32 protein-coding genes and 2 tRNA genes are annotated in these 24975 nt (G+C 64.5%); 20 read left to right on the top strand and 14 right to left on the bottom strand.

The window, feature by feature from the left end; genetic code table 11:
• Nucleotides 1-17: 17 nt before the first annotated feature.
• Both VF992_08200 and VF992_08205 read right to left on the bottom strand, forming a co-directional pair.
• The gene (locus VF992_08200) at nucleotides 18-1520 is read right to left on the bottom strand and encodes a site-specific DNA-methyltransferase (protein ID HEX9341133.1); all 1503 of its coding nucleotides are present in this window, start codon (nucleotides 1518-1520) and stop codon (nucleotides 18-20) included.
• 244 nt (nucleotides 1521-1764) lie between these two features.
• Nucleotides 1765-2676, bottom strand: a complete 912-nt coding sequence (locus VF992_08205) for a DDE-type integrase/transposase/recombinase (GenBank protein HEX9341134.1) — start codon at nucleotides 2674-2676, stop codon at nucleotides 1765-1767.
• A gap of 836 nt (nucleotides 2677-3512) precedes the next feature.
• Here VF992_08205 and VF992_08210 point away from each other — a divergent pair.
• From VF992_08210 to pyrI, 7 genes are all read left to right on the top strand, one after another.
• The gene (locus VF992_08210) at nucleotides 3513-4589 is read left to right on the top strand and encodes a methyltransferase domain-containing protein (GenBank protein HEX9341135.1); all 1077 of its coding nucleotides are present in this window, start codon (nucleotides 3513-3515) and stop codon (nucleotides 4587-4589) included.
• Nucleotides 4590-4668: 79 nt separating this feature from the next.
• Entirely contained in the window at nucleotides 4669-4995 is a 327-nt protein-coding gene (trxA, locus tag VF992_08215; protein ID HEX9341136.1) for a thioredoxin, read from the top strand.
• Between the two features lie 44 nt (nucleotides 4996-5039).
• A complete protein-coding gene (locus VF992_08220) occupies nucleotides 5040-5204 on the top strand; it encodes a hypothetical protein (protein HEX9341137.1) in 165 nt (54 codons plus the stop codon).
• 138 nt (nucleotides 5205-5342) lie between these two features.
• A complete protein-coding gene (locus VF992_08225) occupies nucleotides 5343-5678 on the top strand; it encodes an ArsR family transcriptional regulator (protein ID HEX9341138.1) in 336 nt (111 codons plus the stop codon).
• Between the two features lie 219 nt (nucleotides 5679-5897).
• A complete protein-coding gene (locus tag VF992_08230) occupies nucleotides 5898-6113 on the top strand; it encodes a hypothetical protein (GenBank protein HEX9341139.1) in 216 nt (71 codons plus the stop codon).
• An 89-nt stretch (nucleotides 6114-6202) separates the two neighbouring features.
• A complete protein-coding gene (gene pyrB / locus VF992_08235; protein HEX9341140.1) occupies nucleotides 6203-7135 on the top strand; it encodes an aspartate carbamoyltransferase in 933 nt (310 codons plus the stop codon).
• Nucleotides 7132-7587 carry an aspartate carbamoyltransferase regulatory subunit gene (pyrI, locus tag VF992_08240; GenBank protein HEX9341141.1) on the top strand — a complete coding sequence of 152 codons (456 nt, stop codon included), beginning with the start codon at nucleotides 7132-7134 and terminating at the stop codon, nucleotides 7585-7587. The genes pyrB and pyrI overlap by 4 nt, the downstream gene beginning before the upstream one ends.
• A 12-nt stretch (nucleotides 7588-7599) precedes the next feature.
• Here pyrI and VF992_08245 read toward each other — a convergent pair whose 3' ends face one another.
• Together VF992_08245 and VF992_08250 are read right to left on the bottom strand one after the other, a co-directional pair.
• Complete coding sequence (locus tag VF992_08245) at nucleotides 7600-7911, bottom strand: hypothetical protein (GenBank protein HEX9341142.1); 312 nt, start codon at nucleotides 7909-7911, stop codon at nucleotides 7600-7602.
• On the bottom strand, nucleotides 7908-8159 hold the full coding sequence (locus VF992_08250) for a hypothetical protein (protein HEX9341143.1): 252 nt from the start codon (nucleotides 8157-8159) through the stop codon (nucleotides 7908-7910). The genes VF992_08245 and VF992_08250 overlap by 4 nt, the downstream gene beginning before the upstream one ends.
• Nucleotides 8160-8168: 9 nt before the next feature.
• Here VF992_08250 and VF992_08255 point away from each other — a divergent pair, with 9 nt between their 5' ends.
• A complete protein-coding gene (locus tag VF992_08255) occupies nucleotides 8169-8558 on the top strand; it encodes a PRC-barrel domain-containing protein (protein HEX9341144.1) in 390 nt (129 codons plus the stop codon).
• A gap of 48 nt (nucleotides 8559-8606) precedes the next feature.
• The gene (locus tag VF992_08260) at nucleotides 8607-9038 is read left to right on the top strand and encodes a ParB N-terminal domain-containing protein (GenBank protein HEX9341145.1); all 432 of its coding nucleotides are present in this window, start codon (nucleotides 8607-8609) and stop codon (nucleotides 9036-9038) included.
• On the opposite strand, the gene VF992_08265 is transcribed toward VF992_08260, so the two are convergent.
• From VF992_08265 to VF992_08285, 5 genes are all read right to left on the bottom strand, one after another.
• A complete protein-coding gene (locus VF992_08265) occupies nucleotides 9039-10004 on the bottom strand; it encodes a hypothetical protein (protein HEX9341146.1) in 966 nt (321 codons plus the stop codon).
• Nucleotides 10005-10042: 38 nt separating this feature from the next.
• The gene (locus tag VF992_08270) at nucleotides 10043-10549 is read right to left on the bottom strand and encodes a tRNA (cytidine(56)-2'-O)-methyltransferase (protein ID HEX9341147.1); all 507 of its coding nucleotides are present in this window, start codon (nucleotides 10547-10549) and stop codon (nucleotides 10043-10045) included.
• A 1-nt stretch (nucleotide 10550) separates the two neighbouring features.
• A complete protein-coding gene (locus tag VF992_08275; protein ID HEX9341148.1) occupies nucleotides 10551-11048 on the bottom strand; it encodes an ArsR family transcriptional regulator in 498 nt (165 codons plus the stop codon).
• Nucleotides 11049-11335: 287 nt separating this feature from the next.
• Entirely contained in the window at nucleotides 11336-11566 is a 231-nt protein-coding gene (locus VF992_08280; GenBank protein ID HEX9341149.1) for a hypothetical protein, read from the bottom strand.
• A 99-nt stretch (nucleotides 11567-11665) separates the two neighbouring features.
• The gene (locus VF992_08285) at nucleotides 11666-12400 is read right to left on the bottom strand and encodes a hypothetical protein (GenBank protein ID HEX9341150.1); all 735 of its coding nucleotides are present in this window, start codon (nucleotides 12398-12400) and stop codon (nucleotides 11666-11668) included.
• Nucleotides 12401-12728: 328 nt separating this feature from the next.
• On the opposite strand from VF992_08285, the gene VF992_08290 reads away from it, so the two are divergent.
• Both VF992_08290 and VF992_08295 read left to right on the top strand, forming a co-directional pair.
• Nucleotides 12729-12995 carry a hypothetical protein gene (locus VF992_08290; GenBank protein HEX9341151.1) on the top strand — a complete coding sequence of 89 codons (267 nt, stop codon included), beginning with the start codon at nucleotides 12729-12731 and terminating at the stop codon, nucleotides 12993-12995.
• A 1127-nt stretch (nucleotides 12996-14122) separates the two neighbouring features.
• On the top strand, nucleotides 14123-14416 hold the full coding sequence (locus VF992_08295; GenBank protein ID HEX9341152.1) for a hypothetical protein: 294 nt from the start codon (nucleotides 14123-14125) through the stop codon (nucleotides 14414-14416).
• On the opposite strand, the gene VF992_08300 is transcribed toward VF992_08295, so the two are convergent.
• The gene (locus tag VF992_08300; protein ID HEX9341153.1) at nucleotides 14408-14989 is read right to left on the bottom strand and encodes a hypothetical protein; all 582 of its coding nucleotides are present in this window, start codon (nucleotides 14987-14989) and stop codon (nucleotides 14408-14410) included. The genes VF992_08295 and VF992_08300 overlap by 9 nt on opposite strands.
• 116 nt (nucleotides 14990-15105) lie before the next feature.
• Here VF992_08300 and VF992_08305 point away from each other — a divergent pair, with 116 nt between their 5' ends.
• The 4 genes from VF992_08305 to VF992_08320 all read left to right on the top strand — a co-directional run bounded on the left by VF992_08305 (nucleotide 15106) and on the right by VF992_08320 (nucleotide 16911).
• Nucleotides 15106-15504 carry a low molecular weight phosphatase family protein gene (locus VF992_08305; GenBank protein HEX9341154.1) on the top strand — a complete coding sequence of 133 codons (399 nt, stop codon included), beginning with the start codon at nucleotides 15106-15108 and terminating at the stop codon, nucleotides 15502-15504.
• A gap of 58 nt (nucleotides 15505-15562) precedes the next feature.
• The gene (locus tag VF992_08310) at nucleotides 15563-16420 is read left to right on the top strand and encodes an isoaspartyl peptidase/L-asparaginase (GenBank protein ID HEX9341155.1); all 858 of its coding nucleotides are present in this window, start codon (nucleotides 15563-15565) and stop codon (nucleotides 16418-16420) included.
• A 51-nt stretch (nucleotides 16421-16471) separates the two neighbouring features.
• Entirely contained in the window at nucleotides 16472-16780 is a 309-nt protein-coding gene (locus tag VF992_08315) for a hypothetical protein (protein HEX9341156.1), read from the top strand.
• Between the two features lie 57 nt (nucleotides 16781-16837).
• Nucleotides 16838-16911, top strand: a tRNA-Asn gene (locus tag VF992_08320).
• Nucleotides 16912-17009: 98 nt separating this feature from the next.
• Here VF992_08320 and VF992_08325 read toward each other — a convergent pair.
• The 3 genes from VF992_08325 to VF992_08335 all read right to left on the bottom strand — a co-directional run bounded on the left by VF992_08325 (nucleotide 17010) and on the right by VF992_08335 (nucleotide 18529).
• Nucleotides 17010-17432 carry a hypothetical protein gene (locus VF992_08325; protein HEX9341157.1) on the bottom strand — a complete coding sequence of 141 codons (423 nt, stop codon included), beginning with the start codon at nucleotides 17430-17432 and terminating at the stop codon, nucleotides 17010-17012.
• Between the two features lie 159 nt (nucleotides 17433-17591).
• A complete protein-coding gene (locus VF992_08330) occupies nucleotides 17592-17936 on the bottom strand; it encodes a hypothetical protein (GenBank protein HEX9341158.1) in 345 nt (114 codons plus the stop codon).
• A 317-nt stretch (nucleotides 17937-18253) separates the two neighbouring features.
• Complete coding sequence (locus VF992_08335) at nucleotides 18254-18529, bottom strand: hypothetical protein (protein HEX9341159.1); 276 nt, start codon at nucleotides 18527-18529, stop codon at nucleotides 18254-18256.
• Between the two features lie 79 nt (nucleotides 18530-18608).
• Between VF992_08335 and VF992_08340 the strand changes: the two genes are divergently transcribed.
• Both VF992_08340 and VF992_08345 read left to right on the top strand, forming a co-directional pair.
• Nucleotides 18609-18713: transfer RNA gene (locus tag VF992_08340), tRNA-Ile, on the top strand.
• 57 nt (nucleotides 18714-18770) lie between these two features.
• Nucleotides 18771-21515 carry a DEAD/DEAH box helicase gene (locus VF992_08345; GenBank protein ID HEX9341160.1) on the top strand — a complete coding sequence of 915 codons (2745 nt, stop codon included), beginning with the start codon at nucleotides 18771-18773 and terminating at the stop codon, nucleotides 21513-21515.
• A gap of 341 nt (nucleotides 21516-21856) precedes the next feature.
• On the opposite strand, the gene VF992_08350 is transcribed toward VF992_08345, so the two are convergent.
• Entirely contained in the window at nucleotides 21857-22456 is a 600-nt protein-coding gene (locus VF992_08350; protein ID HEX9341161.1) for an RlmE family RNA methyltransferase, read from the bottom strand.
• A gap of 208 nt (nucleotides 22457-22664) precedes the next feature.
• On the opposite strand from VF992_08350, the gene VF992_08355 reads away from it, so the two are divergent.
• The 3 genes from VF992_08355 to VF992_08365 are packed head-to-tail and all read left to right on the top strand — an operon-like array spanning nucleotide 22665 to nucleotide 24778.
• Nucleotides 22665-23051, top strand: a complete 387-nt coding sequence (locus tag VF992_08355; protein ID HEX9341162.1) for a hypothetical protein — start codon at nucleotides 22665-22667, stop codon at nucleotides 23049-23051.
• Between the two features lie 26 nt (nucleotides 23052-23077).
• The gene (gene purM, locus VF992_08360) at nucleotides 23078-24100 is read left to right on the top strand and encodes a phosphoribosylformylglycinamidine cyclo-ligase (protein ID HEX9341163.1); all 1023 of its coding nucleotides are present in this window, start codon (nucleotides 23078-23080) and stop codon (nucleotides 24098-24100) included.
• A 24-nt stretch (nucleotides 24101-24124) separates the two neighbouring features.
• Nucleotides 24125-24778, top strand: a complete 654-nt coding sequence (locus VF992_08365; GenBank protein ID HEX9341164.1) for an HAD-IA family hydrolase — start codon at nucleotides 24125-24127, stop codon at nucleotides 24776-24778.
• The last annotated feature ends 197 nt before the right edge of the window (nucleotides 24779-24975 follow it).

Here is a 24975-nt window from a genome sequence, read left to right on the forward strand (position 1 = left end):
CAGCGACCCGCCTAGCCTCAGTCCTCGTCGTCGTCCTCCGACACGTCGAGAACCATCTGCTCCCCGGGGATCTCCCTCACTCTCTCGCGGACCTTCACGTTGCTGATGATGAGGACATCCGGTACGGCGTCTGTGCCCATTTCTCGGCTGGCCAAGGAATTCTTTCTCCATTGGTCGACGGTCAGCGGTCGAAGGTAGTAGTTGAACCGTGACCCGACGTACAGCCAGAGCTGACGCTTGCTCCACTCCGCGTGCCTCAACGCCTCCAGGAAATCATCCCGTTTCATGACGGAGACCGTCGGCCCAATCCCGAAGGTCGAGAGCGGTGCTTCCTTGGACGCCTCGAGGATGGAATCAAGAAGGCCATCGTCAAATGTGGCCCCCCGATTCATCACGAAGAAGAGATCAAGGACGGACCGGCGCTTGCTCCCGCGGGAAGCTCGCCTGTAGCCCCGGTGCGAAATGGCGAATACGGATCCCACGCCGTCCTCACTCAGGCTTGCCAGGCCACGTCGCTTCGCGGTCTCTCGCGCCAAGAGGTAGGCGTACTTCAGCTTGCGAAGGGCCTGGATTCGACGAGAAAGGGTTCGCTTCCACCCGTCCTGGGATTGCTTTGCTTCAAGGCGCTTCTGCCACAATCGCTGGACTTCCGGCAGAACCTTCTTGGGGAAATTGGCCACGAACTCCTCATTGAGTTCCAGGCCGATCGCCTTCCGATCCATGCAATCTGCTTGGGCCACAACAATCCCGGTTCCGGCGAAGCAGTCGAGGACAATATCACCGGGGTCCGTCGTTAGCTCGATGATGCGCTCAGCGAGGGCTGGAGGAAAAGGGCAGTAGTGTCGAAGGAATCCGTTGCTCCAGGAGCCCTGCGTCGGGATTGGCACACGCCACACGTTTCCCGGATCTTTTCCCTGCGGATTGTAACGTTCTGGGTACTTCACCCACCATCGCTTGAGATCGACCGGTTCCCGGATTCGATTGACGAAATACTTGAAGGTCGCGCCTTTTGAGAAGAACAGAACGTACTCGAAAGCGTCGCGGAACATGCCCTTGGCCGACCACGGGAGCGTCTTCGTCTTGTCCCATATGACGACATCCTGAAGCTTCCAGCCCAGACCCTTCAACCGGTTGGCCAGATCGAACGGCAGCGGCAAGAGCTCCCCGCTTCGTTTAACGGAGTCGGCAACGATCCACAGGGAACCGCTCTGCTTGGTAACCTTCAGAACGTCCGCGAATACCCGTTGAAGCGCGGAGAGATATTCCTCGTAGCTCGACTCCCTCCCGATCTGCTGAGGGAATCCCCAATCCTTCTGACCCCAATAGGGGGGCGAGGTCAGTGTCAAGGTGACGCTATCTGGTTCCACGGCTTCGGAGAGGCGGCGTGCATCCTGCCAGAGAAATTTATATGACTGCTCGCTCATCTTCTCGACCTCACCTGCTTTTTCCCGGTCGGATTCGGGACTTTCCGAAGGCAGGACGGGCACGAAACGTTGAGAAGATCGGACTTCGTCGTCCATTGGTGGCCACAGTGTGGGCACTTGAGCGTGGTCATGGTCGGACGGGATGCTGGTAGTAGTAGCAGTAGTAGCCATCCGTTTAATGGGGAAAACCCTTTCTATGGCTCGCCTGCCTTTGTGTTCGCCAGTCAAGAGATCGTGCATGTCGGCGTCTTCGGATCTTGGTGTCAGATGCATCCCGCCGGACTCCAAAGGCGACTCCTTCCGGGATAAAGTCGGTGCGGCGCCGTAGCATACATGCATGCTACGTGAGTCCTCGTCGCTCCTTCCAGTACGTCGCCCATCGGATCAGGTCGCCCCACCCATCGTCGAACGGCAGTCGGATCCCGGCAGCTATGGCTGGCGTGCCGCCGTCCAGCGATTCGTGGCCCCGAAGGAAATCGTATTGCACGACGAAGGCGTGGCTGAACGCCTCCGCCCCGGCGGGGGTCTGGAAGCCGCGCATTGTCTTCACGCGGTCCTTGAATGTCCCATTCAGCCGCTCGATGAGATTGTTGTTCGGGCCGCTCCGGAAGTGAATCCGATTCAAGTGGAGTCGCCCCGTTGTGTTCGCGTAGAAGTTCCTTCGGACGCCTTCGCGGTAGGCGGCCAAGCGGTCCGTCACGATCCGTTCGGGCCGCGTTAGGGAAACGGCCTTCGCCTCCCGGAACAGGCGAACGGCGTGTTCGTCCTTCCGGCCCCACTCCGTCACGGAACTCGATGCGATAAACCGCGTCCCCGCGTCCTCCGTGAACCACGTCCACATGTCCACTCCCGCGACCTTGATCGCGGTCTCGTCGGCGTGCCACGTCGTGCTTAGGTCCGCTCGGAACGAGGACGTGTACTCGCGGACCAGCGGCGCGTACTTCCGGAGCCACCGCCAGATTGTCGACTTGTCCCGCCGGGGGTAGAGGTTGCGCCCCGTCCGCTTGTGGCTCAGGCCGTCCACATACAGACGAAGCGCGGAGGCGATCACACGGGTCGGCGTCCGCATCTTCGGAAGCCGTCCGTTGTCCTCGAACGTATGGTGACAGTCTTTGCATCGGAGCACCTGCACGCCGCGCTTCCGGCCGTACTTCGTCACATGGTTCGAGGCACAGTACTTGCATTTGCCCTTCCTCTCGGCAACTTGATACGCGAGCTGTTCCTTACTGATCGTCCGGGGTTCGTCGGACACAACGACGAGCCTCCCAGCCAAGCGGTGTTCACAGCACCGCTTGGCTCCACTTTCTCCATAGGAACAGAGGCTAATCTGTGTGACAGCAGGGGGTGAGCGAACCTCCTCGGGAACGAGGAAAACCCGCCATTTATCGCGCGTACGGCGCGTCCCTGGGCGATCTGAAACACTTTCACTCGGGAGGCTAGTCTGACGGTGCCGACGGTGGACGTGCCGACGCGCGTTCTGGCCCAATCCCGGGGCTTCCTACCCACGCCCGGGATGGCTACGCCTGGGTCGGTTTCCACCAGATTCTCACCCGGAACGAATCCGGGTGTCCATGCGCTCCATCCCTCTTGGCGAGGGCAGTTCTCCCATCCGGGTTTGTGAGCGGTGGTCGGAGGTTGGACCAACTCTTTATAGATTGCGGGGGCCGGGGCGGGACTCACAAGCCCAGAGGTCATGCGCCTCAGAACGCTACCCTCCCCGACCCTTTCCGCCAAGAATAATGCAACGGAATCCCCTTGAGTCACTTCCCGGTGGAGGTCTCGGCGAGGTGGCGTCGGGCGGATAGCGAACCCACGCTTCCGATTCGGAACGCCTCGTGCTCGTGGGTCTCCGTCATCGCGGTTTCTTCGGAGTCCTTGAGGGGACCTGTGTCCGCCGCCCGATCCCTTGGGATGGCGTCGCAACTGATAAGGCGGGTTTCCTCGTTGTCTCGCGTCCTCATGGGGCCACCGTGCCGCTACTGCAACCAAATCAAGGCCCACTCGCGCGCCTACCGACCCCGGTCTGCCTCGCACGCCGTAGCCACGCCATTTCCGCGATGCGACTGGCATTGGAGGTTCGTGTGCGCCGTGTGTGGCAAGTCGCGCCACTTCCACGGCATCGCGTATTGTGGACGAGAGCAGCGGTTCTTTTGCCTCTACTGCGCGCCCGAGCACCGCGCACCGCGGAAGCCCTTCTGGGGCTGGTCGTACCACTACCGTCTGCGCTGCCCATGGCGGTCCGAATGGCACGCAGCACTCGATCGGCTGGAGTACGAGCGCAGACACCCATGGCAGGTGAAGCGATCGTGGCAGCGCGCGAGGCGCGGCATGAGTGAGGATGAGAACATCCAGGCCAGCTGGTCGTTTCGCGTCCAAGCGCTCGAGGACGTCACAGAGGAGGACTCGCGGAAAGGCTGGGACTCGGTCGCGGAGTGGTGGATTTCGCGGTATACCGAGAGAGGCGACGTGAACCGGGAATGGGTGATCGACCCCGCTCTGTTCCGCCTCCTGGGCGACGTGCGAGGCAGACGAATCTTGGACGCGGGCTGCGGCACCGGTTACCTAGCCCGCATCCTCGCCGCGAAGGGCGCGATTGTGGTCGGTGTCGATCTCTCTCCGAAGCTCCTCGCGGCGGCTCGAAAGCAAGAGGCTCTGGAGCCTCTCGGCGTCGAGTACGAGGAAGCGGATCTCGCGGATCTTTCGCGTTTCGGCGACGGGACGTTCGATGTGGTGGTGTCGAACGTCGTGATGCAGGATGTCCTCCGATACCGCGAAGCGTTCCGGGAACTCCGTCGGATCATCCGGCCCGGGGGACAGCTCCTGTTCAGCGTCACCCATCCGTGTTTCGAGCGCCCCATCCCCGGATCGTGGCTTCGGGAGCCCCCGGATACGGAGCGAGTCGAAGAGTGGCGGGGCCTGCTAGTCGATAGATACTACGACCGAGTCGCAGTCTGGTGGGGACCCGCGGGCAAGGAGACCGCGGTCGGCTTCCACCGCACCTTGGAGGATTACGTCACCGCGTTGCACGACGCGGGATTCTTCGTGGTACGGATGGAGGAACCCGTGCCCAGCGAGGATGCACTGCAACGCATGTACCGCGAGTTCGCAGACTACTCACGTGTGCCACTGTTCCTGATCATCGAAGCGATTTGCTTGGCGGCTTGAACCGATGGACCCGGCTCAAATCGTTGTGCGCGGAACTTTATATCCCACCGTTTTCCTAGCTCCCTTAGGAGTAAAGTCGATGGCAGACAAGCCAATTCATGTAACCGATGCTGAGTTCGAGAAGGCCATCAACGAGCATCCCTACGTCGTCGTCGATTTTTGGGCGGAGTGGTGCGCCCCGTGCCGCGCGATCGAACCCATCGTCGAGGACCTCGCGAAACGGTATGCGGACAAGGTGACCTTCGTCAAGGTGAACACCGACGAGAACCCGAGGACGCCGCAGCAGTTCATGGTGATGGGCATCCCGACGATCCTGTTCTTCAAGAACGGAAAGCTCGTCGACCAGGTCGTCGGCGCGATGCCGCGCGGGCCGTTCGAGGAACGTGTCAAGAAGCACCTCGCATGACGACAGCTAGAAATAGGCATCCGTTCCTTCGAGGACGGGACACCATGAGCAGCCTCATCGAAATGCTCGCGAGCAAGAAGAAAGCCCCCTTGGTCGCTCCCGAGTCGACCGTGATCCTGCCGGTGCTGCAGAAGGAGCACGAGGGCTCCTGCGGCGAGGGCTGCGGCTGCGCGAACGGCGGCGAGGAAGGCGGCTGCTGCGGCGGCTGAGCCGACGCCGGCGACCTGTTCCGACGTTTGAGAATCATCGCGGATAATCGTCTCGTCCCGCTTATATACCGTCGAACGCCTCAATTCCTCCGCACAGAGGAGGAAGCGAATACGGACCCCTTGGAAGCGTCGAGACTCGTGACTGACGAGTACTCGGCGAAGATCCTCGTGGCGACCTTCAAGAAATCGAGGTCGGCCATCGATCTCAGCCGCGAATACGGCATCCCAATCGCCGCGTGCTACCGTCGCATCCACGCCCTCGAGCGCGCGGGCCTCATCCGGTGCACGGAGCGGGCGCTGACGCAGAAGGGCAAGCGCATCTCCCTCTACATGTCCCAGCTCAAGAACGCGTACATCTTCTTCGAGAACGGCCGCCTGCGGGTACGATTCCAGCTCGCGACCGGAATCACGAAGGACTTCGGCGGCGACTGGAACGCCGTGGACGTCGTCGAGCCGATCTTGCCAACCCGATAACCCCTCCTCCACAACCCACAGGCAGGACCGAGAACCCCTCGTCCTGCCTCTTTTATTCCGCGATGGGGAGCGGTGAGTTCGGGCGGACGATATGACGTTCGCCGACGCGTTGACAAACACCGCCAAGCGCCCATCTGTCTGACGCACGATCGTGGGTCTCAGAACTGAGACCGTTGACAAATTTCTCTTATATGACGGGCCGAAATTGCCTCAGTCGCGATGGACCGGGAGCGCATGAAGTACCTGTTCAAAGAGGTGCTCGGCGTCGACGTCGACGAGGTCGTGAGGAAGGTCGTCGCGACGATCGCCATCGAGCGAGCGAAACAAGCGCAGAAGAACACACAGGACTGGAAGCGGTACATGGAAGCGGAAGGGGGAATCGTCATCCTCCCCTCGAACGTCACCCAGTTGGGGCGGAAGGATCCGAGGAAGTGAGTCGCGCCGCACGCCGATCGGCGGCTCTCGACCCGCCGACCTCGCGCGGTCGGATATCCTTTAAATTGGCCCCATGAATATGGGGCTCGATGTCGGGATTCCAAGGGAGGGACATCGTGTCCATCCGCGACCTCTCGCGGGCGGACATCCAGCTCGTCTTGCGCACCGCCCGGAAGATGGTGCCAATCGCCACCGGGGAGAAACGGTCGCGGTCCCTCGACGGCAAGATCCTATCGACGTTGTTCTATGAGCCGTCGACCCGCACGCGGCTCTCGTTCGAGAGTGCGATGGCCCGCCTCGGCGGCCGGGTCGTCGGGTTCAGCAGCGCCGAGGGCACGTCCGTCCAGAAGGGCGAGACCCTCGCGGATACGGTCCGGATGGTCGAGGCGTACAGCGACGCGATTGTCCTCCGGCACCCCCAGGAGGGCGCGGCTCGTCTCGCGGCCGAGTTCACGGACAAGCCGGTGATCAACGCCGGCGACGGCGCCGGCCAGCATCCGACCCAGACGCTCCTGGACCTCTACACGATTTGGGATGAGAAAGGGGCGTTCGAGGGCCTTCGGGTCGCGCTCGTGGGCGACCTGAGGTACGGCCGCACGGTGCACTCGCTCACGTCCGCCCTCGCGGAACTCGGCGCGCAGCTGATCTTCGTGAGCCCGCCGACGCTCGAGATGCCTCGGGAGATCCTCGAGCACATGAAAGCGGAGAGCTTGTCCTTTCGCGTTGCGCACCGACTCGAGGACGTGATTCGTGAGGCCGACGTCCTGTACGTCACGCGGATCCAGAAGGAGCGGTTCCCCGATCCACAGGAGTACGAGGAGGTCGCGGGCTCGTACCGCATCGACGCGGCCTTGTTGCGGGACGCGAAGCGGGAGCTCATCATCATGCATCCACTCCCGCGGACGACGGAGATCGCCCCGGAGGTCGATCGGACGAAACACGCGGTGTACTTCAAGCAGGCCTTCAACGGCGTGCCCGTGCGCATGGCCCTCCTCGACCTCATCCTCGGAGGCGGCGAGTGAGGGAGCTTCGCGTCACCCCGATCAAGAACGGGACCGTGATCGATCACATTCCCGCCGGCATGGCCCTGAAGGTCCTGAAGATCCTCGGCATCGGCGACGCCGTCACGTCGACCGTGACGGTGGCGATGCACGTGCCGAGTCAGGCAATGGGGTGGAAGGACATCGTGAAGGTCGAGGACCGCGAGCTCGGACCCCGGGAGATCGACAAGATCGCCCTCATCGCGCCCTCCGCGACGGTGAACGTGATCCGCAACTACAACGTGGCCGAGAAGCGGCCCGTGACGCCCCCTGACCGCGCGGTCGGCATCCTGCGGTGCGCGAACCCGAACTGCATTTCGAACGGCCGGGAGCCCGTGGAGTCGGAGTTCGTCGTTCGGTCCAAGAGCCCGCTCCGCGTCGTGTGCAAGTATTGCGACCGGGAGCTCGAGGACATCGTCGCGCACATCCTCTGATGGTGTGCTACCTCAGGTCGCCCACGGCTCTCTCCCGACGATCGATTCGGTGGCGGACCATATCAGATCGAAGACGAACGTGTGACCGGTGGGCAACGGCACGCCGTTGCCCACGATGGCGAAAACATCGCCGCGGTTCACCGTCCCATCTCCGTCGACGTCCGTCCAGGTGACCCGCAGGGTCGTCGAGCCGATCGCGATCGGTGTCGCATCCCCGCTCGCCCCCAACGGACGGCTCGTCCCTGTGACTGAGTCGATCTGCAGGTTGAAGGCGTATAGGGACGGCGGCCGTTGTTCGCTTGCCGCTCCGACGGCAAAGCTCACGTTCCCGTTCGATGTCTGGAGATTCGCGAAGCGATGGCCGGCCTGGGCGGAGTCCCGAGAAAGGTCCCGAACAGCGACACGACCGCGAAGATGATGAGCGCGACGAGCGCGATCGCCACGATGATGAGGACCAGGATCGTCCGGACCAGGGCCTTCTGCCCATGCGGCGGCGGAACCGGGTATCCGGGCGGGCCATACGGACCGTGTGGCGGCCCCGGACTCGGGGGCGGAAACGGAGGTTGCGCCACCTCTCGGCAATGTGCCTCGGACGTCAAATAGACGTCCCCTCTGGCGGAAATCTTGGCGGACCGAAGATTTTAAGTGCGCCGCTTCGGATACACGCCGCCAGAAGGGATGGTGAGTCTCTGCTCGAAGAGATCTCCGAAATTATTGGGCTCCAGGTCTACACGCACAACGGCGTGTTCCTCGGGAACGTGAACAACCTCGTCGTCGACGTGGACAATGGCGCGGTCGACGGAATCTTCATCGGCGAGACGAACCCGCTCCTCGTCGAGGGGAGCCGGGCGGTGAGCGTGCCGTTCCGGTGGGTCCAGAGCGTGGGGGACATCGTCGTCCTGCGGTATTTCCCGAAACGCGTCTCGCTCCGAAAGGGCGCCGCCCCGGCGATCCCTGCCCCGGCCAAGTAGAGACCGCACGCCGATATTCTTATTCGGCCGGGCTCATTAGCTGACGGCGTGGCTCGCCCGAAGCCGTCGATCCTCGTCTCTCCGGACGCGCGGTTCGAGGTGCTCGAGATCCGGCGTCTTCGCGGTCACGAACAGATTCGACGCGCGCTCCTCAAAGAGCTCACGGAGCGGATTCAGCGGGACGGCTACATCAAGAGGCCGATTCTCGTAGCGGACCGCCACTTCGTGATCTTGGACGGCCACCATCGCGTCGAGGCGTTGCGCGCGCTCGGTTGCAACCGCATCCCCGCGTACGTCGTCGACTATTTCTCGGCGATCGTGAACCTAGGCACGTGGCCCGATGCGGTCGTGGCCACGGTCACGAAGGACGAGGTGATCCGCCGTGGGCTGAGAGACGATCGCTTCCCCCCGAAGACGACGCGTCACACGGTGCGGGTCGAACTCGAGGACCGACCGACGGACCTCGAGGATCTGGTGTGATCACGGTCCGGCCGGGGGCGGCGGGTTCCCCGGAGGAGGAGCGGGGCGTCGGAGCCGGCGTCGCACCAAGAACACGACGACGATGGACGCCGCCGCCGCGACGACGACCACAATCGCCCAGTCCGAGGTCGTGAGGCCGAAGAATCGCGGGGGTTCGAGCGCCTGGTACCGATACGACATGAGTTCGCTCGTCGCGATGGGCTCCGTCCCGGTCCCGTTATACGCCTCGGTCCGCACGTCGTTCCCCGCGGCGGGAGCGAAGAACCGGAGGCGGGACGTGCCGTCCGGGAAGTCCTCGCGGATCCGGAACGCGTCGAAATGCCCCGCGGGGGTGTCCACGGTCGCTGGGGCCTCGAGGGTGTACGTGACGTTCGTCCACGCAAGTCCCGCGGAGTCGATCGGCGGCGTCGGGAATCCTATCGAGATGCCAAAGTGCTCCGAGAAATTCAGTTCGCTCCGGACGACGGCCGTCGCGCCGACCGAGAGCGGGAAGAGCCACGTATCCTCCACGAGGCGGAAGACGCTCGTGTTCTGGACCCGGAGGTGGAACGGGAGCAGGTAAGGGGCTACGTAGACCGTCCCGTTCGCCTCGAGATCGAGGGTGCTGTTGACCGTCTTCATCCCCCGGCTCTCGATCGTTTCCTCCGCCGTCAGGACCCATGTGCCGGAGGCGGGTGCGCTGATGAAGCTAGTCGTGAGACGTCCCGAGGCGGTGCCCGAGCCGTTCACCTCAACCCGGTACGCGTCGTACGGTGTGCCTTCGACCACGAACGTACCATGGTCCGTCACCCTCTCGGTTACTTGCCCATCGAGGAAGAAGTTGGCCGCAAGCGTGGTGTTCGTGCGGTAGGTCCACGTATCGCCGGGCGTGAGGACGGGCGCGTCGACGCTCGCATTCGGTGCGGCGACCGGAGAGAGCGACAGGACGAAGAGGAGCAGGCCCGCGATCGCGGCGAGAGCGCGCACGCTCGTCCATTCGGCTGGACTCGATTAAGGTTATTGGTTCAGCGCCCGGATTCGAGGGTCCGGCCCTTCGAGCCCGGGCGGATTCGGAGGCGCCCGCCGAACTCACGGTGGAGGGCCGCTCCTCCGAGGAGGCGATCCAGGAAGACGGCCAGCGCGGCGACCTCGGAGTGCGGCTGGTTGCCCACCGCCACGTTCGCGTCGACGAGGCGGTACACGTCCCCGGGGACTTTCTCCGCGCCGACGACGACGAGGACATCGTCGGTCGAGATTCGTGGCAGGCTCTCGTACAATTCCATCCCGTACATCGTGAGCTGGACCGTCGTCCCCGCCCAATCCCGTAGGACCCGGCGCCACGGGACGCCCGTCTCGACGCGGAACGAGCCGCCGAATCGCCGCACGACGTCCCGGACCGTCCGCTCCAGCCTCGGGTCTTTCGTCGACACCAGGACCGCGTCCGCCCCAAACGCGCGGGCGGTCAGCGCGACGTGGGTCGTCACGCGCCTGTCTCGGCCGGGCCGGTGGCCCAAGCGGAGGACCGTGATCACGTCATTCCTCGAATCGGATGATCCGGTGGCCTCGGAAGTCGAGGCGAGGCGAGCGCTTCACCAACGCCTTGAGTTTCGTCTGCGTCACCTGGAGTTTGTCGGCCACGTCCCCGGAGAACTTGCCCTCGGGGCCGACCATCTCGAAGATCTGGGCCTCGATCGCCTCGTACGCCGGTTCGGGCATCATCGCCGCGTGCAAGACGTCGGAGATTTCCTGGATCGGGGCGGTCGCGTTGATGTGGAACGACGAGTAAAACGCGTGGTAGGCCTTCTCGGGCGACGCGGTCGACCCGGTCTGCCATTTCGTCTCGACGAGCTTCATCTTCTCGAAGAATCGGAGGGCATCCGCACCCGGGGCGCCGAACTTCTCCTCAATCTCGCGCGCGCTCTTCCAGCCCGCGGAAACCTCCTTGAACACTTCGCTCTTGACGTCGCTGTCGACCGCGCGAAGGATCGGCACGAGCTCCGCGACCTCGCTCACAACCTTGATGCGATTCAACCGAACCGACGCGCGATAACCCGGTGTGGCGTTATAAGTTTTAAACCCCTGAGGCCACTGGACGGTACCGTTAAATGGGGGACACTGTTGCCCCCGGTCCCCCCCCGGCGCCCGCGACCCGCACGCCGTACGCGATCCTCGGCGACGTCACGCCCGGACCGCCGAAGACCAAGCGGTGCCGGGGTTGCCCCGCCTCGATACCGACCGATTCGCCAAGTGGCCTCTTTGCTCTCTGCAGGAGCATGGTGCGCGAGGGCGGCGGCACCGGGCTCGGGTTCTGACCGAGCCTACTCCTTCGTCTCCGTCGTGATCGTATACGTGTACCCCCATCGCCAGCCAGCTCCGCCCGGCCCCCCGACGCAGCCGTGCGCGAGCTTGTCCTTCTCCCACGCGCGGGCCTCCTTCTCCGTCGTGAACACCCGTTGTTGCCAGTCGCGCGGCATCCCGTGCTCCCGGGCCCTCTGCTGCGGATCGTCCGTGAGTCCGGCGTACGTCCTTCCAAGATTCGGCCTCGCCAATCAGGCACCCTCCGAGCCAAGCCCCATCGGCTCGGGGCACCTTAGAACTTCTCCAGGCCACGACAATATCGGCGATCCGTCGCCTCTGATTTCGTCCACTCAAGGCTTCAGGGCTTTACGGACTGCGGCGGCTTGCCTCAGAAGGGCGTCGTGTTTCTCATCCAGGACACGTACCACTTCGAGACCTTGCTTCACCAAGGAGTGGGTGGTGCAGACGTCGTACATGCCCTCGAGCGTCTTCGGATCGTTCGCTTGAAGAAAGGCTACGGCCTTGTCGACATAGAAGAGATGAGCGGCCGGGGAATCGACGACCTCTTGCCATGCGGTAGGGCGGTCGTCCAGATGACGAAGAAGGTGCGGATAACTTTCGCGGAGAAGGGTTTCAGTGAGCACCGCGTAGTTGCTTGGCAAACCCACCTTATCGCCGGCGATTTGGCTCTGAGAGACATACCTCGGTCCGATTCGCTCGTTGAACGCCTGAAGCAATCCCGCCTCGCGGACATCCACGATGTGCTGGGTCAGCTTGCGTAGCGCCTCCTGGAACTCGACTGTCGAAGTTCGGAACGCTTCGCAGACGGCTTTCTTCCTTCCTCTCAGCCTATCCCAATCCGACGGAGGAATAGAGGACCAAGGTCCGTACGCCAATACCTGTTCAGGCTCGTGCGATCCGAGACCAACCGCATAGTCGTAGACCGGATTGAGCACCTTTTTCCTGAGTTCGCGTCGATGAGGCGAGCGCAGCGCGAGCACCGCGGCTGCGGCGCTGACCAGCCCTCCGGCTCCGACGAGGTAGGGCCAAATCGAAACGAGGAAAGAAGCAAGGTCGTCGGCCATTCCAGCGGTCCGAGAAGCTCGGGGGGCTTCAAGTTAGCTTGCGCTGAGTATCTGGACGCGGTGGCACGGAGGCGGTCCGAAGACCAGCAGGCCGCGATCCTTCAGGTACCTGGGAAACGCCGGAACGGCTCGTTCGCAGACAACGCAAACGTAAACGCCGGAGTAGTCCCCCATAGGACGAAGGTACATTCGGTCGGATAGAAAAAGACGCCGCCCCGTGGGGAGCGGCGTTGTGGAGGGATGTCGGAGGGGACGTAGATAGCGGCGGCGTCGAGACGTCCGCGCAAGGCGGGGTAGCTTAATGGTCGGCACGATAATTCGAGTCTTCATGTTGCGAGCGGACGACACCGGTGTGTTTCTCCCGTCGCGCGCGATCTTCTTCTTGGTGCTGCTGGTTCTGGTTATTTACGCGGCTTTTCAATGGCAGACGGGCTGCGCTGGAACTTCGCTCATCCTCTTTGGCATTGTTGCGCTCCTACTCGGGTTTCAAGGTGGCAGAGTTCTCGGTGTCAGGCTGGTTGCCAGTTCCGCAATCCTCGGTACACTGATTCTGGCCGCAGGGGGATATGTCTTCTTGTTCGTGACCCACTGCTAAGGAGGCAAGATAACGGTCTCGCCGACGGACACGGACGCGCTGACCATAGCCTCGGCGTTTCTCGTCGCATCGCTGTCAATAATGATCGTGATATACACGTTTCAATGGAACTACTTTAACGCTAAAGGGAAAGGTGGGTCCCGAACACTCGCCATTCACCTCAAGGATCAGGCGAAGGACGAGACGTCCGGCGCGTTTTCGCTCGAGATTCTGTACATCTTCGTGGCCATGAGCGGTCTCTTTGTGAATGTCGCCGCACTCTACGGCGCCGCGTCTGCAGGGGGTGCGTTGCAAGTTAGCTTACTTGTGGGCGGCTTGTTTTTCGTTCTGGTTTATCGGGAGGTCCTTACATCCATGCGTCACATTGCGAATCGTCAGTATGCGAAACCGCTCTGGCGCCCGCTTCGTTTACGACCTGCCACAAAATGGTGGAAGCTGACGCGGAGGTGGGAGCTCTGGCTCTTGGGGCGTCGCATAAAACAACTATCGGAGGACAGCGGTTCCCCGCTTCTGAGCGTTCCGGCGGTTGTCCGCTTAGTCCGAAAGAAACTCGCCGGGGTCCAATCATACTTTGAGAAGGGAAAAGTCCGCATCATTAACCTGGCGAAGCGCGTTTTGCGATACCTGACGAGACCATGAGAACAATCCGGTGGCAGGGCCCCGCGGCGTTCCGGCCTTGCGGCGCTTGCGGGGACGCCCTCGTCCAGCATACGGCCGACCGACTCGGCTCAAATACTGCGCGAGGTGCGGGATGACGGAGTGCGCCTCCCGAGGACGAGTGGTTTTCGGGTCGCCGAACCACCGCGCGACAAGCTGGTGAGCACGTCGACGGCGGGCTCGGCGGCTATCCCCCCACTCACTTCTTCTTCGAGACCCAGACGCCGACGGCCTTCTTCCCCTTGCGCATCTCCTCCACGGTGAGGTCCCGACGAGTCAGCTATTAGAGCTAACGATACTGGAATCGTTATAAGTAGTATTTCGATCGCTGAAAGAATTTAGGTGCCACCACGAAATCAGCGGAACGACCACCGCTTCGTCTCGATGTTTGCGCACGGTGTCTCCCGCGGATCCGAGTCGAGGCGCCCTCGGAACGTTTATGCGAAAGCGGGCGTTCGTGAGACGACGCCATGAAGGTGAAAGACCTGCGGCCGGAGAGCAAGGTCGACACGATCGACCTCGTGATTCGGGAGAAAGGGGCCGCACGGGAGTTCGCGAGCCGGACCGGGTCGACGGGCCGAGTGTGCGACGCGAAAGCCGTGGACGATGAAGGGACGGAGGTGTCGGTGAGCCTCTGGAACGAGGACATCGAACGCGTGCAGGCGAACGACCGGATTCGCATCACGAACGGGTGGGTGCGGGAGTGGCGCGGGAACATGCAGGTCAGCGCCGGCCGCTACGGGAAGCTCGAGGTCTTACAGTGAGGCAGCCGTTGGCACGACGGCGTATGCGAGGGCGAGCACCGCCATCGGCACGACCTGCATGAGCAGGTCATCGTCCACCTGAGGGATTTTCGGACCCTCCATGAGCGTCGCAGCCGCGGTGGCGAGCGCCGCGAAGAGGAACCGAGCGGACCAGGAAGGAACGCCGCCCAGGGCGGCCTCCGCGGCGAGGAACAGCGCGAAGTACGCGGCGACCACGAGCCCGCGGGGCCATTTCCTCTTGCGCGAGAATGCGGCCAGTGGATCGATCCACGCCATCCCGAGGAACACCGGGACCACGATGTTCGGCTCTCGGACGACGAACAAGCCGAAGGCGAGCCCGAGCGCGCCCTGTGCGTACGCCGAGACGCGCTGTCCCTCGTACGGCCGAAGCCCGAGCAACGGGATGCCGAGCGCCATCCGCGCGATCTCGATGCACGCCGCGGTCCCGAGGAAGAGCAGGGTGATCGCCGTCCGCGAGATGCCGCCGGGCAGCGTCTCCGGGATCAGGTAGAAGGCGAGGAAGACCGGCGAGACGATGTGCACCGCCCGGCGAACGGCGGAGCTTCCGTCCATGGTCCCGACCGCGCGGCATTCACCCGCCGAACTCCACGCCGCGCCGCCTCAATGCCGTCGGCCATCATATACGTTGTCGCGTCGAACGGTTCTTTAAGGGCTGGCGCTTCCACCCGATGATGCGGCTCGTGCTCTTCGTATGCGTCGAGAACACGTTCCGCAGCGTCCTCTCCGAGGCGATGTTCAACCATGTGGCGCCCCGCGGCTGGCGCGCGGAGAGCGCCGGCGTACAGGCGGCCGCGGCGATCAACCCTATCGTGGTCGAATTGCTGCAGGAGATCGGAATCCGTCTCGGCCCGAAGACGCCTCGGCTCGTGACGCCCGATCTGGTGGAGCGCGCAGCGCGGGTCGTCACGTTCGGCTGCCTCGACCGCTGTCCGATCGGCGCCAAGGACAAGGCCGAAGACTGGCCCGTCCCGGGAGCGACCGGCAAGTCGGTCCGCGAGCTCCGTGCGATTCGCGCCGATCTGCGGCATCGCGTGGAGGACCTGGCGAAGCGCTTGCCGGCTGCCTGAGCGCGGGACGCCCCTCGAGAGGCAAAGATTGAAAAGAGGCCCGATGGTCCGGGCCTCGTTGCGACCGCTCCTGCTCACTCATTGCGGCGCGGGCTCCGATGCGTCGGTGCAAGACGCCGCGGACGCGGCGGGCGCCCGGGGCATCGCCCTCCTCAAACGGAGCCGCAAGGCGCTCGACGCGGTCGTCGAGGCGATTGTTATCCTCGAGGACGATCCGCGGTTGAACGCGGGGACCGGGTCCCGCATGCGGGTGGACGGCCGGATCCAGATGGACGCCGCGTTGATGGACGGGGACCTCGAGGCAGGCGCCGTGGCGGCGATCGAGGCCGTCAAGAATCCCATCCGGGTGGCGCGGGACGTGCTCAAGACCCCGCACGTGCTCCTCGCGGGCCCGGACGCCGTCGCCTTCGCCCGGTCGAAAGGGCACGATCCGCACGACCCCGCGACCCCGGAGTCGCGTCGCCGACTCGAGGAGAGCCTCGCGGCGATTCGAGACGGCCGATTGCCACGATACGCGCGGAAATGGAGAGGGATCGAACTCCGCGGCACCGTCGGCGCGGTGGCCCGGGACCGCCGTGGTCGTTTCGCCACCGGCTGTTCGACGGGCGGGACGGCGTTCATGCTCCCCGGCCGCGTCGGCGACTCGCCGATCGTCGGCGCGGGGCTGTACGCGGGTCCGAAGGGAGCCGTGTCCGTCACCGGGATCGGCGAGGAGATCATCAAGCGCGTCCTCTCGAAGTTCGTGTACGACCGCATCGCGGACGGGATGACGCCGCAGCACGCCGCAGACCGAGGGCTCGCCCTCTTCCCGGACGATGTCCCGATCGGCATCATCGCCCTCGGCCGTCGAGGATGGGGCGAAGCGTGCAATCGGCCGATGGCGTGGTTCGTCTCGGAGCCGCGCCGAACGCTTTAAGAACGGCCACGTTATCACGGACCATGCTACAGTGTGTAACGGAGGTTTTCGGTGACGCGGAGGAGCGCGCTCACGAGCAAGATCGAGGCCGAGGTCAAGCTCCTGCAGCGGCACGTCGCGATGCTCAAAGCGATCATGGAGAACCAGCCGATCGGTATCATCCGCCTCGCGGAACTCTTGGACTTCCCGCAACACAAGGTGCGATACTCCCTTCGGATCCTCGAGCAGGAAGGGTTGATCAAGCCTTCGCCGGAAGGCGCGGTGACGACCGATCGCCTCGAGGAGTTCCTCGACTACCTGAAGGGCGTCCTGGATTCGATGTCGACGACGGTCCAGGAACTTCGCAAGACACTCGGCTAGATCGCGTGAACGTGGCCCCGGAAAATACTTGAAGTCGCTCCGGTCTGGCGTCGGTGAGCCGTCGTAGCTCAGTCTGGTAGAGCCCCCGACTGTTAATCGGGTGGTCTCCGGTTCGAATCCGGACGACGGCGCTCCACCCTGTTGAGTTGGTCGACTAGACCCTGGCGAGCATGCCCATCATTGTGACACGCGGTTGCTCCTCGGCGGGTTCGAGCGCTGTGACCATCCATCAGCAAGGAGGACTTGGGCAGGCTTCGAGCGTCTGCGTGATGCGCCAAACACGAACCGTGACGTTCGGACACTGCGTCACCTGAATGTTCTGGTCCATGCCGGGTCCCCACGTCACCGCGACGTGTTTCGTACCGTTTGCGGCGAGGCTCTGGTCTGTGTCTCCGGTCCAGTCACCGACGTAGGCAACCTCCGCGAGCACCGGAGTCCAGTATGTGCTCGTAAGATTGAACTGGAGGACGCCTTCAAGATAGGGAGGTTGCGCGGAAGCCGTGCATGAGAAGCCAAAGCCAGACAGAACGACTTGCTGGTTCACGATGCGCGTCGATGTTATGGCAGCAGGATGGAGCAGGTATCCTGCACCGAATCCGCCAGCTACGGCCACGATAATCCCGAAGACAACGAACGACCCAAGTCGGTTCATTCTAACCCTCCACAAGTGTGTCCGCAGATCTTGGTGCACGGTGGTAGGAACGAATCAAAGTGTCGGTTGACGGTCGCCTGGTGAGTATTGGTGGCGTACACGACCGCTGCACCAGAGTAGAGCGACCTGGACGACGGCGATTCCCCCGTGTGCGCGCCACTAGGCGTCGCGGACGGCTTCGATCGACTTCGCGATCTCCTTCGAGAGCTTTTCACGCGCCGCCGGCTTGGACCATAGGTCCTCCAGATCCGGGCGGGTCTCGCGGCAGATCGTGAGCAGGTCGTCGATGCTCGTGTGGCGCAGGACCTCGATCACGACGTCTCGATACGAGTGCAGTTCGTTCCGGTGTCGCTGCACGACCGACGGGTAGAGCCAGAGATCGCAGGCCATCCAACGTTCCACATAACCGCGCGCGAGCGGCCGGACCCGCTTCGCAATCTGTTTCCGGAACGCGTCTTTCGCCAAGCCCAGGAGAAGCGGGCCCTCTTCGTCGTCCGCGTCCATCGGACGACCGGAGTGGTCCGGAGCCAGATAAACACGCGGGCCGCCAGCGACCACGCTCGGTTTCTCGTTCGTTCTCCTTCCCACCGTCGAAGGAGGATTTCGAGATCGGCGGCATGGCGGACCCTCCGCTTCCCGGCGAGCAGTTCCCGTTGGGCGCGCAGCAGTTCCCGCGGGATGCGCTCCCAGAGGCTCGAGACACGGTCGTGCAGGTCCTGCTCCACGGACGCGACCGATTCGCCGGTTGCGGCGACATCGAACCCTCGCACAGGGCCGGAAAAGGAGTACACGTGGAGGTTCTCTTTGAAATAACATCCCGTTTACGGGAGCGGCAGCAAGCCGAGGTTGCGGCAGGCCGCACTGAAACGACGAACCCGGCTCGGTGGAATCCGGACCGGCTTCATGATTTCCGTGAGGAGCTCGATCATTGCGACATACCGCCGCTCCTTTCGATGCGTATCGAAGATGAACGGGAGGCCGTCGAGGAACCAGAGCCCATACGAGGTCTCCTGGGTCTCCGCGTCGAAGACAGAGATCCCGTTCTCGGTCGGCAGGAGTCGTGCGAGGACTCGAAGCTCCGATGGCGCGCGAACCACGAGTCCGGAACGCGCCCTTGCGTATTAGAGGAACGCGCGGACACATGCCTTAAGTAAACGACGCGCCGTTGCGCGGCGAGGGCCCGTAGCTTAGTCTGGTGGAGCGTCTGGCTCATAACCAGATGGTCGTCGGTTCAAAAGGTCCCTCGGGGCGCCGCGGGATCGGGAATTCCGGCCGGGCCCATCGTTTTCGTCATCCAGACGAGCAACTTTTAGTCCCTCCGGCCCATCAAGCGGCCGCATGGACCACCTCGGGCTCGAGCCTCGCATCCTCGAGGCGGTCCGGGCGCTCGGGATCGAGGCGTTCACGGAACCGCAGGAGAGGGCGATCCCGCGCATCCTGTCCGGGGCGAACGTCCTCCTCGTCGCGCCGACCGGGATTGGGAAGACGGAGGCCGCCCTCTTGCCGATCCTCGATCACCTCCTCCGAGAGAAACCGGAGCCCACGTCGTGCCTCTACATCACCCCGCTGCGGGCCTTGAACCGGGACATGCTCCGCCGGATGACGTTCTTCGCGGACCGATTAGGCGTCCGCGTCGCGGTGCGCCACGGTGACACGTCGCCCCAGGAGCGGGCCGCGATCACGCGCCACCCGCCGGACATCCTCATCACGACGCCCGAGACGTTCCAGATTTTGTTCACGGGACGCAAGCTCCGGGAGCACCTCCGCTCCATCCGTTGGGTCGTCGTCGATGAAATCCACGAGCTCGCATCGGATGAGCGCGGAGCGCAGCTCGCGGTCGGGCTGGAGCGGCTGCGCGACCTCGTGGGCCACGAATTCCAGCGGATCGGGCTGTCGGCGACGGTCGGCAGCCCGGAGGAGGTCGCCGCGTTCCTCGGCGGAGTCGGCCGAGAGGTCGAGGTCGTCCGCGTGCGAATCCCGAAAGGAATGCGGATTCGGGTCGAGATGCCGGCGCCCTCCAAGGGCGACGCCGAGATCTCGGAACGTCTGCGGGTGCAGGCCGGCCCGGCGACCGCGCTTCGCCGCTGCCACGAACTGATCAAGGAACACGCGTCCACCCTGTTCTTCGTCAACACGCGCGACACGGCGGAATTCCTTTCGTCTCGCCTCGCGGCCTGGTATCAGGATCCGACGATCGGGGTCCATCACGGTAGCCTGTCGAAGGACGTCCGGGTGCAGATGGAGGACGACTTCAAGGCGGGGACCCTGCGCGCCCTCGTCTGCACGTCGTCCCTCGAACTCGGAATCGACGTCGGGAGCGCGGATTTCGTGCTCCAGTACAACTCGCCCCGCGAGGTGTCCCGCCTCGTCCAGCGGATCGGCCGCTCGGGGCACGGCGTCGGCGAGGTCTCCGACGGCGTGATCCTGGCGACGCACGAGGACGACGTCGCGGAAGCGTGTGCGATCGCCCGACGCGCGCTCGCCGAGGAGATCGAGGCGCTCGTCGTCCGAAAGGACAACCGCTCCGTCCTCGCGAACCAGCTCGTCGCGATGGCGGTGAGCGAGCGGTTCGCGTCGGCGGACGAGGCTTACGAGACCGTGCGGCGGAGCTGGCCGTTTCGCGAGCTGAACCGCAAGGAATTCGACGACGTCCTCGCGCAACTCGCGGACCTCCGGATCCTCTGGTCCCGGGACGGCCGGCTCGGTCGGAGCTCGAACTCCCTTCCCTATTTCTTCGAGAACATCTCGATGATCCCGGACGTGCGGACGTATCGGGTCATCGATCTCTCGTCGCGCCGGGTCATCGGGACCCTGGACGAGTGGTTCGTCGCGGAGAACGCGAAACTCGGCCAGAGCTTCATCATGCGAGGCACGGCGTGGCGCTTCGTCGACTTCAAGGAGGACCATCTCCTCGTCGAGCCCGTCAAGGAGATCGGGGACGTGCCTTCGTGGGTCGGGGAGGACATCCCCGTGCCGTTCGAGGTCGCCCAGGAGGTCGGCCGGATCCGCCGGGAGAAGGACCTCTCCGCGTACCCGCTGAACGACCACGCCACGGCGACGTTCCTCGCGTACCTCGCGTCCGCGGGCGATGCGCCCCTGGCCACGGACCGGCGGATCACGATCGAGGCCGCGCCGGACGTGATCATCGTGAACGCGTGCCTCGGTTCGAGGGTGAACGAGACGCTCGGCCAGCTCATCTCGTCGCTCGTCAGCGCGCGGTTCGGGCAGAGCGTCGGGGTGCAGACGGACCCGTACCGCGTCGTCCTCGAAGTGCCGCGGTCCGTGAACCCGAAACGGATCGTGGAGATTCTCCAGCCCGAGGACCCGGACGCGCTCGAGCCGCTCCTCCGGGTGATCCTGAAAAACTCCGCCTTCCTCCGCTGGGCGTTCGTCTACGTCGCGAAGAAGTTCGGGGCGTTGCGGCGGGATGTCGACTGGGAGAGCGTCTCGATCCCGCGCCTCCTGAAGACGTTCGAGAGCACGCCCCTGTTCGAGGAGGTCCTCGACAAGGTCTTCTGGGAGCGCATGGACATCCCGCGGACCGTCGAGGTGCTGAAGCGGATCCGCACGGGAGACATCGAGCTCGTCGTCACGAAGCCGACGCCGATCGGGCGGGCCGGGCTGGAAGGCGGGCGGCTCCTCGTCACCCCATCGAGGGCGGATCACTCGACGCTCATGGCCGTCAAGGCGCGCCTCGAGAAGGAGACCGCGACGCTCCTGTGCCTCAGCTGCAAGATGACGTGGCGGGAGGCGGTGAAGGATCTCCCTGCGAAGATCCGCTGCCCGCGTTGCGGCGCGGTCATGATCGCCGTCGTCGCGCCGTACGAGAGGGAGAAGATCGCGAAGCTCGACCTGGAGAGCGGGGACAAGGAGAGCCGGTCGAAGGCGAAACGGCTCTTCACGAACGCGAGCCTCGTCATGGCCCACGGACGGAAGGCGGTGCTCGCCCTGATGGCTCGTGGCGTCGGCGAGGACACGGCGGCGCGGATCCTCCGCGGCTACCACGAGTCGGAGGAGGACTTCCTCCGGGACGTGCTCGCGGCGGAGATCACATACGCGCGGACGAAGCGGTTCTGGGACTGATCGCGCCGAAAACTTCCGGAACCGGACCGAGTCCGGCGGGCGAATGGGACGGAGGACTGTCACGCCCTGCCGGCCTCTCGGCCTGGGGAGGCGGAGGGTGGGAAGACCCGAGGGGTTCCAATCGACGGGCCCGATTCCCGCGACGCGCGGGAAGCGTCTGGTTCCGGAAGCGGCCGTCCGAGCGGCCGGATACATATATAATGGTTATCACGTTCCGTCCGGTTTTCCGCGGATGGCAATGGGTCGGACGAGAACCAGGAAGGCCTCCTGAAAGCGTCGCCCGTCTAGCCCGCAAAGCGGTACGCGTCGTGGTTAACATGTTAACCAGGGGCCCGCGGGCCTCATGCACGGCCGAATGCCAGGACGTAGATCTCCGCGCTTCGAGACGCCGAGGCCGTCGGTTTGACGCCCTTGGCCGCATCGAACGAACGGTCCACGCGGTCGAGGAATCCTCGGTAGCCCTCGCCTTGGAAGACCTTCACGAGGAAGCTTCCGCCGACCCGGAGGGCGCGAACCGCGAAGGCGAACGCGGTGTCCGCGAGATCCAGGGTGCGGGCCACATCGACCGCGCGGTTCCCACTGAGCTTCGGGGCCATGTCGCTCATCACGACGTCGGCGGGACGTCGGAGGATCTCGAACAGCGTCGCCTGGACGTCCGCGTGGGTGAAGTCGCCACGCACGATTTCGACTCCGTCGATCGGTGCGATTCGAGCGAGGTCCACGGCGATCACGCGCCCCCGCGGGCCGACCCGCTGCCGGGCCACCTGAGACCATCCGCCGGGTGCGCCTCCGAGATCCACGATGACATCGCCCTCGTGGAAGAGGCCGTATCGCAGGTCGATCTGGGAGAGCTTGATCGCGGCCCGGCTGCGGTACTCCTGTTTCTTCGCCGCACGGTAGAATCGGTCGTGCCGGCGTGCCTTGACCCATGCCTTCCCCATGCGATGGAGAGGATGCGGCCTCTCGCCATAACCGTTTGGCCGGTCCGAGCGAACCCGGTTCGCCGGCTTAACATGTTAACCATGCCCGCAACAGCCTCGGAATTGGCCGCTCGGCCGAAGCGTCGCCGGCTTAACATGTTAACCAACCGAAGTAGTTTCGCTGTTCCCATCGAAAAGCTATAATATAGCCTCATCCATACAATTGACTATGACGATTGAAGGCTATGAGGGGGAGCGGGTGCTCGTGTCGTACGGCGTGTCCGGCGCGGCTCGTTCCGTGGCGGCCCGCGTGTGCCAGATCGTGTTTGGGCGGACGCGGATCTCCGAGGATTTCGGTCGCCGCCGATACCTCGACCGGGGGTTCATTCACCGGCCCGGCGTGGTCTGGATCGGTCAATCGGTCCTCGTCCTCCCGCCGAGGGACGCCGCGGAGTTGGTCGACCGTCTGCATCGACTGGGCGTGCAAGTCGCGCGGGGGCCCGTCGATGTTCCGCGGTCGACCCTGGAAGCCTTCCGCCGCCGCGGAGGCCGCCGGCTTAACATGTTAACCACGGAACCCGAGGAGGTCCGCGAGCCGTTGCCTCGCAACCCTTGAAATATCCACCGTCTCTTCCGTGGCCCGTGGTGCGGACCTACGCCGAGGCCGGCGTCTCTCAGGACGAGAAGGCGGCCCACATCGCCGCCCTCGTCTCCGCGCTGACGTACCGGCGGAAGGGCCTCGGCCGGCCGCTCACGAAGATCGGCCACTTCACCGGCCTCGTCGACTTCGGCGCGTACGCGCTCTCCCTGTGCACGGACAGCGTCGGCACGAAGACCCTGGTCGCCAAGGAGATGCGTCGCTGGGACACGATCGGGATCGACTGCGTCGCGATGAACGTGAACGACATGATCTGCATCGGCGCGGAGCCGCTCGCCTTCGTCGACTACCTCGCCATCGAGGACTACGATCGGGAGGTCGCGCGTCAGATCGGGATCGGCCTCAACCGCGGGGCCGCGCTCGCGAACGTCTCGATCATCGGCGGCGAGATCGCCGTCGTGCCGGAGGTCGTGCGGGACTTGGACCTCGCGGGCACGTGCTTCGGCGTCGTCCGAAAATCGAGGATCATCGACGGACGGGCGATCCGCGCCGGCGACGCCATCATCGGCCTGCCGAGCACGGGCCTTCACGCGAACGGGTTGACGCTGGCGCGACGCCTCCTCCGGGATGCGGCGCTCACCGTCTTCGACCCGGTGAGCGGCAGCGGCCGTCCCTGGGGAGAGGCCCTCCTCGAACCGACGGCGATCTACGTGCGGCCGGTGCTGCGTGCCGTCCGGAAGGCCCGCATCCACGGCATGGCCCACATCACCGGGGGAGGGCTCCGTAACCTCGTCCGGCTCAAACGGAGCGTCGCCTTCCGAATCGCGGAGCCCCTGGAACCTCCGCCGATCTTCCGGGAGCTCCAGTCGCTCGGAGCGATCGAGGACCGCGAGATGTACGAGACCTTCAACATGGGCATGGGCTTCGCGGTCGTCGCGCCGGAGGACGAGGCGAAGGACGTGGTCCGTGCCTTGCGGCCCGATGTGGAGGCGAAGGTCGTCGGGGAGGTCGCCCGCGGCCGGGGCGTCGTTCAAGAGCCGCTGGACCTTCGCTGGGAGTCGTACTAGCGAGCGTGCTGTCCGAGGGATGCCGTGGCGCTCGCGCTCCTTTTCGACCTCGACGGCACGCTGATGGACACGCTCGGGACGATCGTCGAAGCGATGAACGCGGCGGCCGACGACCTCGGCGTCTCGCCGTCGTTCCGCGCGGACGAGCTGCGGCCGACGATCGGGATGCCCGTGCAACGCGAGTTGCAGATGCTCCGCGGGATCGTCGGGCCGATCGCCGACGAGTTCACGGACCGGTACTACGCCCACTTCACGCACGCGGTCGATCGCGGTGTCCGCTTGTACCCGGAGGTGATGGAGACGTTTCCCGCGGTCGCCAGTCGCCCGATCGGATCGATGTCGACTCGCCGAGCCTACCAGGTCGACCACATGCTCCGCGTCACCGGGCTCCGCGGTTACTTCCGCGCAGTCGTGGGGGGCGACGAGGTGTCGCGGCCGAAACCCTTTCCCGACTTGCCCCTGCTCGGCGCGAGGGCGCTCCGCGTCTCGGCGCAGGACTGTGTCGTCGTCGGGGATAGCCCGGTCGACATTAGGGCCGGACGCTCGGCCGGCATGAAGACGGTCGCGGTCCTCTACGGGTATGGCGACTCGGCGGCGGTGGCGGAGGCGGGACCGGACGCGGTGATCCGTCGCTTCTCCGAACTCCCTTCCGTCGTCGCGGCGCTGGAGCGCGGGTGAGGCCGCGGGTTCTGTAACATCGGCGGGTGGTGGTCGTCAGGCCGCCCCCGCCAAGGACTCCACTCCGCTCGGCTCCTCCCGTGCGCCTCCTCCTTCTCGGAGGAGGTCGTAGAGGGGACTCACGACGTCATGGCGGAGGGCACCGGGCCGGAACCGTACGGCCCTTGCCAAGGCCCCGTTCGAGGCCAAGGCGGTTT

Source organism: Thermoplasmata archaeon, assembly GCA_036395115.1.
Taxonomy (GTDB): domain Archaea; phylum Thermoplasmatota; class Thermoplasmata; order RBG-16-68-12; family RBG-16-68-12; genus RBG-16-68-12.

Excerpts from the sequence above, each read along its gene's own strand:
- VF992_08200 (HEX9341133.1), bottom strand. The coding sequence starts at position 1,520 with ATGGACGACGAAGTCCGATCTTCTCAACGTTTCGTGCCCGTCCTGCCT.
- trxA (HEX9341136.1), top strand. The coding sequence starts at position 4,669 with ATGGCAGACAAGCCAATTCATGTAACCGATGCTGAGTTCGAGAAGGCC.
- VF992_08220 (HEX9341137.1), top strand. The coding sequence starts at position 5,040 with ATGAGCAGCCTCATCGAAATGCTCGCGAGCAAGAAGAAAGCCCCCTTG.
- VF992_08230 (HEX9341139.1), top strand. The coding sequence starts at position 5,898 with ATGGACCGGGAGCGCATGAAGTACCTGTTCAAAGAGGTGCTCGGCGTC.
- pyrB (HEX9341140.1), top strand. The coding sequence starts at position 6,203 with ATGTCGGGATTCCAAGGGAGGGACATCGTGTCCATCCGCGACCTCTCG.
- VF992_08255 (HEX9341144.1), top strand. The coding sequence starts at position 8,169 with ATGTGCCTCGGACGTCAAATAGACGTCCCCTCTGGCGGAAATCTTGGC.
- VF992_08285 (HEX9341150.1), bottom strand. The coding sequence starts at position 12,400 with ATGGCCGACGACCTTGCTTCTTTCCTCGTTTCGATTTGGCCCTACCTC.
- VF992_08290 (HEX9341151.1), top strand. The coding sequence starts at position 12,729 with ATGTTGCGAGCGGACGACACCGGTGTGTTTCTCCCGTCGCGCGCGATC.
- VF992_08295 (HEX9341152.1), top strand. The coding sequence starts at position 14,123 with ATGAAGGTGAAAGACCTGCGGCCGGAGAGCAAGGTCGACACGATCGAC.
- VF992_08300 (HEX9341153.1), bottom strand. The coding sequence starts at position 14,989 with ATGGACGGAAGCTCCGCCGTTCGCCGGGCGGTGCACATCGTCTCGCCG.
- VF992_08305 (HEX9341154.1), top strand. The coding sequence starts at position 15,106 with ATGATGCGGCTCGTGCTCTTCGTATGCGTCGAGAACACGTTCCGCAGC.
- VF992_08325 (HEX9341157.1), bottom strand. The coding sequence starts at position 17,432 with ATGAACCGACTTGGGTCGTTCGTTGTCTTCGGGATTATCGTGGCCGTA.
- VF992_08330 (HEX9341158.1), bottom strand. The coding sequence starts at position 17,936 with ATGGACGCGGACGACGAAGAGGGCCCGCTTCTCCTGGGCTTGGCGAAA.
- VF992_08345 (HEX9341160.1), top strand. The coding sequence starts at position 18,771 with ATGGACCACCTCGGGCTCGAGCCTCGCATCCTCGAGGCGGTCCGGGCG.
- VF992_08350 (HEX9341161.1), bottom strand. The coding sequence starts at position 22,456 with ATGGGGAAGGCATGGGTCAAGGCACGCCGGCACGACCGATTCTACCGT.
- VF992_08355 (HEX9341162.1), top strand. The coding sequence starts at position 22,665 with ATGACGATTGAAGGCTATGAGGGGGAGCGGGTGCTCGTGTCGTACGGC.